The organism is Candidatus Chlorohelix allophototropha, assembly GCF_030389965.1.
Taxonomy (GTDB): Bacteria; Chloroflexota; Chloroflexia; order Chloroheliales; family Chloroheliaceae; genus Chlorohelix; species Chlorohelix allophototropha.
Window position 1 is genome coordinate 332,558 of the sequence record NZ_CP128401.1, and the last position, 14,273, is coordinate 346,830.

Sequence of the window (14,273 nt, forward strand, 5' to 3'; positions counted from 1 at the left end):
TGGCGCTCGGCAAGTAATCGGGGACTAAAGCAAAACCTATCGGAACACATCCGGGGAATTGAGAGACTGCTCCCCAACCCGGACTAAAGCTGATTAGGAATTGAGTTTAGCCACCATAGCTTACCTTATGGAGGTGAGTCTGGATGTCTACCCAATCTAACGCGATCAAGCGAATCTCTCGCAAAGCGCTCGCGCTGGCAGCGCTAGTTTTACTGACCCTACAAGTAGTGGCGGGTAACCCCACGAACCCCCAAGCCGTGAACCCTTCCTCTTCTATTACCCAAGTGGTAGCGGATGGAGGAGGTTCGGCTACACCTCCAATACACGGCTAACCTCTAAGCTGGGCGCAGGGCTATAAACCTTGCGTCCAGTTTTATTTACCCCAAGCATTTAACGTAGGTAGAAAAGATTTTTAGTGACAGTTTTACACAGCGGTTGAGATTTGTATTATTCTGTAACAGGTGGAAAAGGAATCGAAAGTTGATTGGAAGCCTTGGGCAAAAGGGAGGAAGCTGCAATGAGAAGCGGGAAGCGTCAGGGGATAATTGGCTTATTGTTTGCCACATTACTACTAAGCACATTGTTCAATCCGGTGTTGACCCCGCTATTTGCGGAGGAGAGCCAGTATTTCAAAGAAACCGGGCATACTGTGAGCGGGAAGTTTCTGGACTATTGGCGCAACAATGGGGGACTGCCCACCTACGGCTATCCCATCACCGAGGCGCAGATGGAGACTGACCCTGAAACTGGCAAGCAATTCCTGACCCAGTGGTTTGAGCGGCACAGGCTTGAACTGCACCCGGAGAATGCTGGTACGAAATACGAGGTGTTGGCTGGACTTCTGGGCAAAGACCTGCGCCGGGAAGCGTTGGTGGTTGACCCCGATTTCCTGAAAGCGGAGGTGCTTTTCAATACCGCCTATTCCAAAGATGCGCAATGGTACTTCCCCGAAACCGGACACAACCTGCGCTTCCGCTTCCTAGATTATTGGCAGAAGAATGGTGGACTAGAGCGTTTTGGCTATCCTATCAGTGAGGAACACCGGGAAATTGACCCGGAAACCGGGCAGATATTCGTAATGCAATGGTTTGAGAGGGCCAGGTTTGAATACCATCCTGAAAATTTGGGTACCCCTTATGATGTATTACTTGGTCTTCTGGGAAACCAGCTTAAATCCCCTAAAAGTAAATTTGAATTTATGTGGAAAAAAGGGACTTCTTATCGAGATATCAAAGGGGCACGCTCCATAACCACTGATACGAATGGTAATGTTTATGTAGCAGATGCCGGAAATTATCAAATTGTTAAATTTGATAGAGACGGTCGGCTTATTACTAAATGGGGTTATAAAGGAAATGGTGATGGCCAGTTTACAAATGTTACGAAGGTAGTCGCCTCACCTGAGAATTTAATATTTACCCTTGATCCTGGAGACTTTAGCACAACTACAAAACCCAGAATTCAAAAGTTTTCAGCAGATGGTAAATTTTTGGGTAGTATTAATGCATATGGCGGTAATTATTCGGACTTTACAAGATCGTCTAACATTGCAATTTCGCAGGATGGGATTCTTTATCGCTTGGATGTTAACCATGACTATACAGCTTCTAGAATAATGAAAATTAGCCCCAACGGTATTTACCTGGGGGGAATGGATCGTACCGGATAAGTACGGGCATGATTTAATTGCTGTTGATAATCAGGATAATGTCTATCTTAATGATAGAAGTGCTAATAGTAGGGTATTGAAATTTGATAGTAATGGTAGATACCTGAAAACTTTTGATGGCGCCTCCCAAGGCCTCTGGCTTCCTGTCTTAATCGTGATAGATAAAACCAATTCAATATATGTTGGTGATGAAATAAATAACCTCTTTACATTCAATCAAAATGGTGAGATTACTGGCAAAATTGGTTCAAAGGGATCCAACCCCGGACAGTTTAATCTACTTACCGATATGGCCATTGATAATACAGGAAATAGGTTTATTCTCGACTCTTCCTATTCATGCGGGAGGGGAGGGTGTTTGTCTACTAATAACGGTCGGATACAAAGATTTGACAGTAATGATAAATTTCAATCTCAATGGGGAACGACCGGGCTTGAACCTGATAGATTCCAAAACTTACAAAATGTTTTTATCGATAATAAAGATAATATCTATGTATACGATACAAATGCAGGTTGTAGTACAAATGAGTTTTATAGGCTGAAAAAATTTGCAAATAACGGCCAATTTCTTTCGCAAAGAACAACTTTTATCGAAAGTTGCTACCTCACTAACTTCATTGTTGATAACGAGGAAAATTTATTTATACCGGATGGAAAAAAGGTTAAAGTCTTTGACTCGAATGGAAATTTAATACGTAGCTGGGATATCACAGGCACAACCTATTTTGCTGGATACATTGCAACTGATCGTTCGGGAATATTATATTTTTCACCTGAAAGAAAGAAGATTGTGAAATACTCCCGAGATGGCCAATATTTAGGGGAGTTGGTAGGAAATTTTAACGAACCAGAAGTTCTTACTGGATCCGATGGAAACCTTTATGTAATCAATACCGGGTCAAACCCAAGACTCATCCAGGTAATTGATACTAATGGAAGCATAATTAGGCAGTTTACAGCTGATCATCTCTTTAATTATGCAACAGATAAAAAAGGCAATTTTTATGTCTATACCTCAAAAGGTTCAGAACAAACAATAAGCAAATACACTCAAGATGGTAACTATACGATCTTGTTTAATATACCGCATACAGATGGTGATGGTCAGATTGGATATCCCAAATTTGCAGTTGATACTAACCTTAATGTAATTGTCCTGGATAGCAGAATCCAGAAATTCCGGCAGCGTTAAGCTTTCGGGATTTCCTCTATTTCAGGATTTGGAGAGGGGAGCGAGAGTGATTTGCCCGGCATACAAGCGGGCAATACACTCGTTCTCCTTGCACTTGCTGCTACCTCCCGTGAACAGAGAGATTGTCACCGTTTTCACCCGGTTTCCCTCCAGCACGGGTAACTGCCGCCGCACTTCCTCTTCCAGATTCGGTATGGAAAGGCTCTGCCCTTTCACCTCAAACCCTCGCACCGCGACCGTCCCACTTCTTGCCGAAGTTGTCAGTGGGTACAGCCCGAAGCCCTTGCCGTTCTCAAACTTGCTGCCCGTAACATATGCCAGCGTCCCGGCAGGGCGGTTCAAGTCCGCCTGTTGCGGCAGTTCGTAGTAGAAATTCAGAACTAACCCCGCAATTCCGCTCGAATCCCTAAATAGTCCGTTGGTGGTGGTGTAGCCCGCCAATTGCGCCCCAAAGCTCAACCTGAAATTGTCCACCTTTACCGTCTGGTACAATGCCATATAAGTCCGCCCGCTATGCTCCAGTTGCAGCGCAGTGCCCCCAATCGCGGGATATTGCAGGGTGGTTATCTCGTTCTTACCGCCCAAATCTTCCCCGCTGGCTCTGTTCCAGCCCTGCTGCCAATCGCGACTGAAAGTCCCATTACTGACCAGTGGCGTTGGAAGCGGGGTTGGAGTCGGAATAACAGGAGTAGATGTAGGTAGGGGCGTGACAGTAGGTACTAGGGTAAGCGCGGTTCTGGCAAGAGTGTGGATAGGGGAAAGTGGTGAAGTAGTGGCTGAGATCGTTGCAGGGCTTGGGCTTGTTAGCGCAGAACTGGTGGTGATGACGCTCTTTTCCGCCGGAATGGTAGTAAGCATTTCACCAAACGGTGTGGGCGCGGGTTGGGTTAAGAATATTCCGCTCAGACCAAACAGGGTTATGAGTAATGCTAACAGCGCTACCAATATTACCGCCACCCCTGCCCGAGAGCGGTGAGGTTGCAGCGCTTTCCGAATAGCCCCTTCCAGCGCGGCAGCATTCGGGTAGCGCCGAGAAGGTTTCTCCTGCAATACTTTGGCAAGGACCTGCTCCAGCGCAAGCGGTACTGCCGGGTTGGTAGCGCGTATTTGCACTCCCTGTCCTGCCCGGTAAGGGCTTCCGGTCAGCATCAGGTGCAGCAGCAAACCCAGCGAATACAGGTCACTGCGTCCGTCCAATCCTTCGCCCCTTGCCTGTTCCGGGGACATGTACTCGGCTGAACCGGGATGATTCAGGGTTGCTTCAAGTGGGGTTTCAAGCGCTTCCGCATCATTTTCAGCCTCTCCCGTAAGCAGGAGGGCAGAACCAAACCCTGAGAGCAGCGCCTTTCCATTGGCAGCCAATAACACATGTGAGGGCTTGAGATCGCGGTGGATTATCCCTTTGGCATGGACGTACTCCAGTGCAGCGCAAAGGTCGAGGGCAATTCGGCAAGCCTGCGATACCGGTAGGCGACCGCGCTGCTCCAGCTTTTCCTGAAGTGACTCTCCTTCGTAATAGGGCATTACCAGATAATTTCGTCCCTCTACCTCAATGACATAGCCCCATAACGCCGGAATATGGGAACAGCCTTCCAAGCGTTGCAGCAATACCGCCTCCCGCTCTAATCTGTATCCAGCTAAGCGGTATTGCTGGGAACTGCGAAAGGTGCGGTAAGGTTTGACCCGTTTCAGCGCTAGAGTGCGATTCCCCTCTGAAGCTAGCCACACCTCATTATCTCCGCTGGCGCACAGTAGTTGTTGCAGAGAGTAGCGACCTTCTACCAGCCCTTTAGGTGGGGGTGGTGGCATTTTGTCAGTGGCTTGTTCCCTCCTCGAATTGGGGAGGACAGGGAAAGGTTGGTAGGGTTTGGGCTGTTCGGGTTGAAACTTTTCATTCTCCGGCATGGTATTCTCCTGTTAATATCTGTCGGCGCACGTTGAAATCTAACGGCTTTAACCTCGCTACCTCACTTAGGGAACTGAAAGTTGCTGAGCTTGGTCACGAGGCTACCCTCTTGAAAGAAAAATGAACGGAATATGCCGCTGACAAAATGTTAGCAAATATTGCGTCTCTGAAGTGATTTCGGGGTTAAACTTTTGGGTTGCTTGGGAGGTAGCGGAAAGTGTCGCTAAAAATATGTAGGGGGGTAAAAGGAAAACCCGGCTCAAAGCGCTAACTTCGAGCCGGGCAGTAGAGACTGTGGGTTTGGGAAATCCCGAAGCCTAGCGCTGCCGGAATTTCTGGATGCGACTATTGGCGGTATCCAATACGAAGACATTGCCCTGCCCGTCCACAGCTACACCTATAGAAGATTGAAACTGCCCATCTCCGCTACCTTCGCTACCCCACTTAAGTTGAAACTTTCCACTGCTATCAAACCCTTGGATACGAACGCGGTTGTTCCCAGAATCCGAGGCAAAAACATTTCCTTTCCTATCTACTGCTATGCCGCCAAGCGAGAAAAACTGCCCATCTCCATTACCAAAACTGCCCAATTTAGTCAAAAACTGCCCGCTCGCGTCAAATTTCTGGATCCGAATATTACCCGAATCAGCGATATAGATATTATCCTGCCCATCTAAACCTATTGTATGGGGCTGGTTGAATTGCCCATTACCGTTACCCTTGCCACCCCACTTGATCAGGAAGTTACCATTCCCGTCAAACTTCTGAATCCGATTATTTGCGGTATCGGCTACAAAAACATTCCCTTGTCCAGCCACCGCAACTCCATAAGGAGTAGCAAACTGTCCATCGCCACTTCCCGGAGTACCCCACTTGAGCAAGAATCTCCCGCTCACATCAAACTTTTGGATTCGACTGTTCCCAGAATCAACCACATATACATTCCCTTGCCCATCCACTGCAATTCCCCAAGGGCGCACAAACTGAGCATTTCCGCTACCCTGACTACCAAACTTGAGCAGAAAGTTGCCATTCCCGTCAAACTTCTGAATCCGATGGTTATCATTATCTGCCACAAATACATTGCCCTGCACATCAAGCGCTATCTTATAGGGGTTGCTAAACTGCCCAGCATCACTTCCCTGAGAACCCCATTTGAGCAAGAATTTCCCGTTTTTATCTAATTTCTGGATTCGATTGTTACCAGAATCAACCACATATACATTCCCTTGTCCGTCCACTGAAACTCCCCAAGGGCGCACAAACTGAGCATTCCCGCTGCCCTGACTACCAAATTTGAACAAAAAGCTTCCGTTCCCGTCAAACTTCTGAATCCGATTATTTGCGGTATCGGCTACAAAAACATTCCCTTGCCCATCCACTGCAATTCCATATGGATTGTCAAACTGTCCTTCTCCGCCACCCTTGCTCCCCCATTTGAGCAGGAATTTGCCATTCCCGTCAAACTTCTGAATCCGATGGTTATTGCTATCAGCAACGTAGATATTGTTTTGCGTATCCACGGCTAATCCAATTCCATAAAGGCTTACAAACTGTCCATCCCCGCTACCATAGCTACCCCACTTGAGTAGGAATTTGCCGTTCCCGTCAAACTTCTGAATCCGATTATTATCACCGACATAAACATTGCCCTGTCCATCCACTGCAATTCCGTTGGGGTAGTTAAATTGACTTTCCCCACTACCTTGGTTACCCCACCTGATCAGGAAGTTACCATTCCCGTCAAACTTCTGGATACGATTGTTTTCAGTATCGGCTACATAGACATTGCCATTTTTATCTACCGCTACTCCATTGGGCTTTTTAAGCCCGTTATAAGCAATTCCACCAATCTTCCAAACAAACTCAACATTGCCAGACTTAGGGGTTTTAATTTGTTTACCCAATAATCCCAGCAGCACCTCGTAGGGTCTTTGGTTTTCAGGGTGAGACTCAAACCTAGCCCGCTCGAACCACTGCATCACATACACGTTGCCAGTCTCAGGGTCAACCTCTTTATGCTCCTCGCTGATGGGGTAGCCGAAGCGTTCCAATCCTCCGTTCTGTTGCCAATACTCTAGGAAGCGGAAGCGTAGGTTATGTCCGGTTTCGGGGAAATACCACTGCGCATCTTTGGAATAGGCAGTATTGAAAAGCACATCGGCTTTCAGGAAATCGGGGTCAACCGCCAACGCTTCCCGACGCAAGTCTTTGCCCAGTAGTCCCGCCAGTACCTCGTACTTCGTACCAGCGTTTTCAGGGTGTAACTCCAGCCTGTGCCGCTCAAACCACTGGGTGAGGAAGGTCTTGCCCGTCTCAGGGTCAGTCTCCATCTGCGCGTCGGTGATGGGGTAGCCGTAGGTGGTTAGTCCACCGTTGTTGCGCCAGTAGTCCAGAAACTTCCCGCTCACCGTGTGTCCCGTCTCAGGGAAATATTGGCTTGCTTCCGCTGCCAACGCCGGAGCAAAGGGATTAAAGAACATACTTACCGACAACAATACGATTGTAAACAAACCAAAACGAATTGCCCTACGCTTTAGATTCATATTTATCCTGCCTTCCCCGACCGCTACTCTAGTATAATCAGGTCAATTATTGCTTTGAATTTATCGCACCAATATAGCTTCTCTTGAGTAAAGTATCCCTAACTCTCAACAAACACATTTTACTTCTAGTGTAACCCGATTTATTCCTGCTACTCAAAAGTGTCGCTAAAAATATTTCCTGCACGTTTGTCTATTTTACCTTCCACTTCTCTCCTTTCCACTAACTTATGACCATTTTCAAACCCGTTAGACCCAATTTGACGTTGCCTTCCCTTCCTGTTATCTCAAATAATTTAAATATTCAGAAAATGTTTACCTGTTTACTACATATATTAATCTTTTTAGTAATGTTGGTTTAGGATAATAGCTAAAGTTACGTAATTGGATATACTGCAAGCTATCTCATGCCACTGTTTACTACCAACCTCGGTTCGCTTGCCTTTACTTATCCAATCGCACGCATTTAACTTCTTTGTCTTTCGGCGTTACTTCTTATCAGATTTTAATAGTTTCCTAGTTATGCAGTTGGGCAAGTTCCAACTGCCGGAGTGAGGATGCTGCTATGACCAATGAACTCCTAACCATTGACCAACTTGCCGAGTACCTTCAGCTTAACAAGAATACGGTTTACCGGCTGGCACAGGATCATAAAATCCCTGCCATCAAAATTGGCAGGGTCTGGCGCTTTCAGAAGGAGCTGATTGACCGTTGGCTCGATAGCAAGTTGCAAGGCGTTACGCTCCAGCCTAAGCCGTAACTCAGGAGTCCGCAATGAGATCGCAGGACAGTTCCAAATATTTCCAAGCTCAGTTCGAACCCACTCATTATCGGCTGCCCAAGGCTTTTGCCTGTTTGACTGCCAACGAAATCGATCTGTGGGACACTATTTTCTATCTGGCAGCTAAAACCAGATTGGAGATTCTTTCCTTGCCCACCGAAAAGGAGCGCCAACTCGCTTGGCGGGCTAATCCCCCCGGTTCTTTTGAGACTAACACTCCTGAACTGGTCGAGTTGAGTGGGGTTGGTCGGCAGGATGTGGGAGATATTATCAGTAAAGCAGAAAATAAAGGCTTGCTCAACAAAGGTTCTGCCCTCACCGGTCACTATTCCCAGTTTGTGATTGAGAATTATGCCGCTTTGCAGCCAAAAGGTATCCTGAAGCCCTTGAGCTATATCAGGAACGGTTGGATTCAAGCGCTCAGAGGCGAAAAGAACTTGGCTTTACCCAAACGCTTGCTCAATCATTACTTCGGTCTGACTATCAATGTTTTCTCCAACCACAATGCTACTTCCACCGAGATGGGGGAGATTTTGCGGAAAGGTGAGTTAAGGGAGACCGAGGAAGGGCGTATCGAGTTAAGGAAGAAGGGGAAGTATGCCATTGCGCCTGCCAAGTTGTACGCGGCGCACCAAGTTCTGTTGGATTTAGAGTTGCTGGAAGAAAACCCTCGTCAATTGGGGCATTTTCGGCTGAACCGTGCCAGGCTGGAAGGTTTTCCACCCCTCTCGAGGCGTGACCCGCTGGCAGAGTTCTTGTCCGGCGAACTTTTCCAGCAGTATTCCGGGCAAGATGAGTTACGCAGTCGTTGGTTGGTGGAATTGCTGCGGTTGGGACATTATCCGCCGGAAGAAGAACAGGCTAAAGCGATCTGGCAAGACCTTTTTTATTTGTACGGGGATGTGCTGCGGTATGAGGTGCTCAAGCGCAAGGCGCAAAGGCAGCGCAATACTGGAAATCCAGAGCAAAGGTGGGTGGAGACCAGACGGCGATTTTATGATGAGCTTAAGCGGCGCAGCGCCAGAGAAGAAACCACGCCACCCTACCGCTTCCCGCTCACTTTCGAGCAGGCTACCCACCGATTGGAATGGAGCGAGGAATTGAGCGCATTTGGGCGAAGGGTGTATGAGGAGCAGGTGAGGGTTAGGCTTTCAGCTCCCACTGCAATCCGCAGCTTTGCGACGGGTAGGCGGATGAATTTGAGCCTGAGAAATGGGAAAGGGGCAGCGCTGCACGTGGGGCAACTGGAGTTTGATGGGCAAGCCAGAGGGTTAAGAAGTATGGAGCAGGAGTTTGGGCAACCGGAGGAGCATTTCCCGTTGGAGATAGGGATAGAGGGGTGGGATGGGTCGGCAGAGTGCTATCTGGAGGTGTGGTTTCAGGGCTTAAGGTTGAAGCCTAAAGAGTGAGAGTAGTGTAAGCATGATAATGAAACACCGAAAAGAATTTTAGCGACAGGTTCTCAAAAGGCGAAAAAGGCAGACTACAATCAAGAAGACGGCATAAACGGATAACGTGATGAAGGAGCGCAGGTGATGGAGAACCGGATAAAGCTGATACGAGCAGGGTTGATTGGGCTGGTAGCTTTAGCGATGAGTTTGTTCTTCAATCCGTTTGCCCCGGCGCTGGCAGCAGAAGCTAATCAATATTTCCCTGAGACGGGGCATACGGTGAGCGGGAAGTTTCTGGACTACTGGAACAACAACGGTGGACTAACCACCTACGGCTACCCCATTACCGACGCGCAGATGGAGACTGACCCTGAGACAGGCAAGCAATTCCTCACCCAATGGTTTGAGCGCCACAGACTTGAGCTACACCCTGAGAATGCTGGTACGAAGTACGAGGTACTGGCGGGGTTGCTGGGTAAAGACCTGCGCCGGGAAGCGCTGACGGTTGACCCCGACTTCGTGAAAGCGGATGTCCTCTATAACAACGCTTATTCCAAAGAGGTGCAGTGGTACTTCCTTGAAACCGGGCACAACCTGCGCTTCCACTTCCTAGAGTATTGGCAGCAGAACGGTGGACTGGAACGCTTCGGCTATCCCATCAGCGAGGAACATAGTGAAATTGACCCAGAGACAGGCAATGTGTATGTAATGCAGTGGTTCGAGCGGGCGAGATTTGAGTCACATCTTGAAAATGCTAATACACCCTATGACATACTGCTGGGGCTACTGGGAAAGCAAATTAAAACCCCCAAGGCTGGCAGCGTCGAGTTCATGTGGGAAATTGGGGGTAATAACTTTAACGATTTAAAAAAACCTAGAAGAGTAGCGGTAGATGGGCAAGGTAATGTCTTCGTTGCTGATACTGATAACCACCGTATCCAGAAGTTTGACCGCAATGGGACGTTTTTAGCCAGATGGGGAAACGGAGGTAATGGAGATGGACAGTTTAATTCTCCTCAGGGAATAGCGGTGGATAGTCAGGGCAATGTCTACGTTGCTGATACTAATAACCACCGTATCCAGAAGTTTGACCGCAATGGGACGTTTTTAGCCAGATGGGGAAACGGAGGTAATGGAGATGGACAGTTTAATTCTCCTCAGGGAATAGCGGTGGATAGTCAGGGCAATGTCTACGTTGCTGATACTAATAACCATCGCATCCAGAAGTTTGACAAGAATGGTCAATTCCTAGCTAGATGGGGAAACGGAGGTAATGGAGATGGACAGTTTTGGTTTCCAAAAGGAATAGCGGTGGATGGGCAGGGCAATATTTTTATCGGTGACACTTATAATGGTAGGATCCAGAAATTTGATGGAAACGGTAATTTCCTCCTCAAGTGGGATTGCGGGGAAATTACTGCAATAGCGGTGGATGGGCAGGGCAATCTCCATGTCGCTGATTCTGGCAACCATCGCATCCAGAAGTTTGACAAGAACGGCAAGTTTCTAACCAAATGGGGTAGCTACGGTGGTGAGAATGGACAGTTTAATTCTCCTACTGGAATCGCGGTGGATGATCAAGGGAATGTCTATGTTGCTGATTCTTGGAATGATCGCATCCAAAAGTTGGATGGAAACGGCAATTTCCTCCTCAAATGGGGTCGTCAGGCTATTGCGGACGGACAGTTTAACTATCCTGAGGGAATAGCAGTGGATGGGCAGGGCAATTTTTACGTCGCTGATACCTGGAACAAGCGCATTCAGAAGTTTGACAAGAACGGCAGGTTTCTAACCAAATGGGGCAGTTTTGGCAAAGGAGATGGGTTATTTGTCAATCTTAGGGGAATTGCACTTGATGGGCAAGGTAATGTCTATATAGCGGATGAAAATAATATACAGAAGTTTGATGAAAGTGGTAAATTCCTTCTAAAGTGGGGAGGATGTTACTATGGTTGTGGAGATGGGCAATTTGCTCTCAATCCTTCTGGGATAGCGGTGGACGGGCAGGGTAATCTCTACGTCGCTGATACTAATAACCACCGTATCCAGAAGTTTGACAAGAACGGCAGGTTTCTAACTAATTGGGGTAGTCAAGGTGAAGGCGATGGGCAATTTTCCGATTTGGGTGCTATAGCAGTAAATGGACAAAGTAACGTCATAGTTGCCGATTCCGGGAATAACCGTATCCAGAAGTTTGATAGCAGTGGCCGGTTCTTGACCAAATGGGGTAGTTGGGGTAGCGAGGACGCGCAATTTAACCAACCTAATGGAATAGCAGTGGACAACCAAAGTAATGTATTTGTGGTTGATTCTGGCAATCATCGCATCCAGAAGTTTGACAAGAACGGCAAGTTTCTAACCAAGTGGGGTAGTTACGGTAATGTGGACGGACAGTTTATCGATCCCACAGAAATATCGGTGGACGGGCAGGGTAACGTCTTTGTCGCTGATACTAACAACAACCGCATCCAGAAGTTCCGGCAGCGCTAATTAAATGTCAGAGTGGAGTTTATGAAATACACTAATCTTTTAAGATATTGTTTGCTCGGTATTCTGGTAATGGCATTTAGCTTTTTTGGATATTTTGCCCCGGCTTTGGCGGCAGAAGCCAGCCAGTATTTCCCCGAAACCAAACATACGGTGAGCGGGAAATTTCTGGATTATTGGCGCAACAACGGTGGTCTGCCCACCTACGGCTACCCCATCACCGACGCGCAGATGGAGACTGACCCTGAGACAGGCAAGCAATTCCTCACCCAATGGTTTGAGCGCCACAGACTTGAGCTACACCCTGAGAATGCTGGTACGAAGTACGAGGTACTGGCGGGGTTGCTGGGTAAAGACCTGCGCCGGGAAGCGCTGACGGTTGACCCCGACTTCGTGAAAGCGGATGTCCTCTATAACAACGCTTATTCCAAAGAGGTGCAGTGGTACTTCCTTGAAACCGGGCACAACCTGCGCTTCCACTTCCTAGAGTATTGGCAGCAGAACGGTGGTTTGGAACGCTTCGGCTACCCCATCAGCGAGGAGCATAAAGAGGTTGACCCTGAAACTGGGAACGTGTATGTAATGCAGTGGTTCGAACGGGCTAGATTTGAGTCACACCCCGAAAATGCCGGTACGCCCTATGACGTATTACTGGGGCTATTGGGAAAGCAGATTAAAACCCCCAAGGCTGATAACGTTGATTTCGTATGGAAGATTGGGGGAAATTATAACGGACTTAAGAACCCGTCAGAAATAGCAGTGGATGGGCAAGGTAATGTTTATGTTGCCGATAAAGATAATAATAGAATTCAAAAATATGATGGTAGTGGCAAATTTATTTCTAGGTGGGGTAGTCAAGGAAATGAAGGTGGACAGTTTAGCGCTCCCTTTGGAATAGCAGTAGATAGACAAGGCAATATTTATGTTGCTGATTGGGGTAACTCTCGTATCCAAAAGTTTGATGGAAGTGGTAGATTTCTCCTCAAGTGGGGTAGTTTCGGCAGCGGCGATGGGCAGTTTAGGGATCCCTATGGTATTGCAGTGGACGGGCAGGACTATGTATTTGTCACTGACTCTGTCAATCATCGTATCCAGAAGTTCGATGGAAAGGGTAATCTTCTCCTCAAGTGGGGTAGTCAAGGAAATGAAGCTGGGCAGTTTAACGACCCTAGAGAAGTAGCAATGGACGGGCAAGGCAATGTCTACGTGGCTGATATGGCTAACCACCGTATTCAAAAGTTCGACAACAATGGAAAGTTCCTTCTTAAGTGGGGCAGCTTTAATACAGGGGATGGGCAGTTTCTCTGGCCTCGAGGAATAGCAGTGGATGGGCAGGGTAACGTTTATGTGGTTGATTCTGTACGTATCCAGAAATTCGATGGGAACGGTAGGTTTCTCCTCAAGTGGGATAGCAGCGGTACTGGAATAGCAGTGGATGGGCAGGGTAATCTCTTTGTCGCTGATACTAACAACAACCGTGTCCAGAAGTTTGATAGCAATGGGAGATTTCTACTCAAATGGGGCAGCGGAAATAATGGAGATGGGCAGTTTAGCAATCCCGAAGGAATAGCGGTTGATGGGCAAGGTAATCTCTTTGTAGTCGATAGGGGTAACCAACGCATCCAGAAGTTTGATCAGAACGGTAAGTTCCTGACCAAATGGGGCAGCAGCGGTAATGAAATAATTGGCATAGCAGTAGATAGACAGGGCAATGTCTTTGTCGCAGGTGACGTTATCCAGAAGTTTGACACTAATGGCAAGTTCCTCCTCAAGTGGGGTAGCGGCGGTAGTGGGAATGGGCAGTTTAGTTGGGCCTATGGCATAGCAGTAGATGGACAGGGCAATGTCTTTGTCGCCGATACAGGAAATAGCCGAATCCAAAAGTTTGACGGGAGTGGCAGATTGCTAAGCAAATGGGATAGCAAGGGCAGCGGGGATGGGCAGTTTAACTGGCCCAATGGCATAGCAATAGATGGACAGGGCAATGTCTTTGTCGCTGATGCTAACAACAACCGCATCCAGAAGTTTGACACTAATGGCAAGTTCCTGAGCAAATGGGATAGCGCTGGCGGGAGAGTAGCGGTAGATGAGCGGGGCAATATCTTTGTCGCCGATACAGGAAATAGCCGAATCCAGAAGTTTGACGGAAGCGGCAGGCTGTTGAGCAAATGGGGTAGCAGCGGTAGCGGGGATGGGCAGTTTAACTTTACTGAAGGCGTAGCGGTGGATGAGCAGGGCAATGTTTATGTGGCAGATTCTGGCAACAACCGTATCCAGAAGTTCCGGCAGCGCTAATCAATC

At 47.8% G+C, this 14,273-nt stretch carries 9 protein-coding genes; 7 read left to right on the forward strand and 2 right to left on the reverse strand.

The genetic code is table 11. From position 1 onward, the window contains the following. Positions 1-143 precede the first annotated feature (143 nt). From OZ401_RS24510 to OZ401_RS24520, 3 genes are all read left to right on the forward strand, one after another. Positions 144-332 (forward strand): hypothetical protein, encoded by a 189-nt coding sequence (locus OZ401_RS24510; protein WP_341471962.1) that lies wholly within the window; start codon positions 144-146, stop codon positions 330-332. Positions 333-517: 185 nt separating this feature from the next. After that, entirely contained in the window at positions 518-1,669 is a 1,152-nt protein-coding gene (locus tag OZ401_RS24515) for an NHL repeat-containing protein (protein WP_341471963.1), read from the forward strand. Between the two features lie 76 nt (positions 1,670-1,745). Continuing rightward, positions 1,746-2,864, forward strand: coding sequence for an NHL repeat-containing protein (locus OZ401_RS24520; protein ID WP_341471964.1), 1,119 nt, complete (start codon positions 1,746-1,748; stop codon positions 2,862-2,864). A gap of 21 nt (positions 2,865-2,885) precedes the next feature. On the opposite strand, the gene OZ401_RS24525 is transcribed toward OZ401_RS24520, so the two are convergent. Both OZ401_RS24525 and OZ401_RS24530 read right to left on the reverse strand, forming a co-directional pair. After that, entirely contained in the window at positions 2,886-4,769 is a 1,884-nt protein-coding gene (locus tag OZ401_RS24525; protein ID WP_341471965.1) for a serine/threonine protein kinase, read from the reverse strand. Positions 4,770-5,087: 318 nt separating this feature from the next. Continuing rightward, positions 5,088-7,316, reverse strand: coding sequence for a 6-bladed beta-propeller (locus tag OZ401_RS24530; RefSeq protein WP_341471966.1), 2,229 nt, complete (start codon positions 7,314-7,316; stop codon positions 5,088-5,090). 562 nt (positions 7,317-7,878) lie between these two features. Between OZ401_RS24530 and OZ401_RS24535 the strand changes: the two genes are divergently transcribed. The 4 genes from OZ401_RS24535 to OZ401_RS24550 all read left to right on the forward strand — a co-directional run bounded on the left by OZ401_RS24535 (position 7,879) and on the right by OZ401_RS24550 (position 14,267). After that, a complete protein-coding gene (locus tag OZ401_RS24535; protein WP_341471967.1) occupies positions 7,879-8,073 on the forward strand; it encodes a helix-turn-helix domain-containing protein in 195 nt (64 codons plus the stop codon). Positions 8,074-8,087: 14 nt separating this feature from the next. Then, positions 8,088-9,503 (forward strand): hypothetical protein, encoded by a 1,416-nt coding sequence (locus OZ401_RS24540; RefSeq protein WP_341471968.1) that lies wholly within the window; start codon positions 8,088-8,090, stop codon positions 9,501-9,503. A 126-nt stretch (positions 9,504-9,629) separates the two neighbouring features. Further along, positions 9,630-11,975: an SMP-30/gluconolactonase/LRE family protein gene (locus OZ401_RS24545; RefSeq protein ID WP_341471969.1), complete on the forward strand. Its 2,346-nt coding sequence runs from the start codon at positions 9,630-9,632 to the stop codon at positions 11,973-11,975. A 21-nt stretch (positions 11,976-11,996) separates the two neighbouring features. Then, on the forward strand, positions 11,997-14,267 hold the full coding sequence (locus tag OZ401_RS24550; protein WP_341471970.1) for a 6-bladed beta-propeller: 2,271 nt from the start codon (positions 11,997-11,999) through the stop codon (positions 14,265-14,267). Positions 14,268-14,273 lie beyond the last annotated feature (6 nt).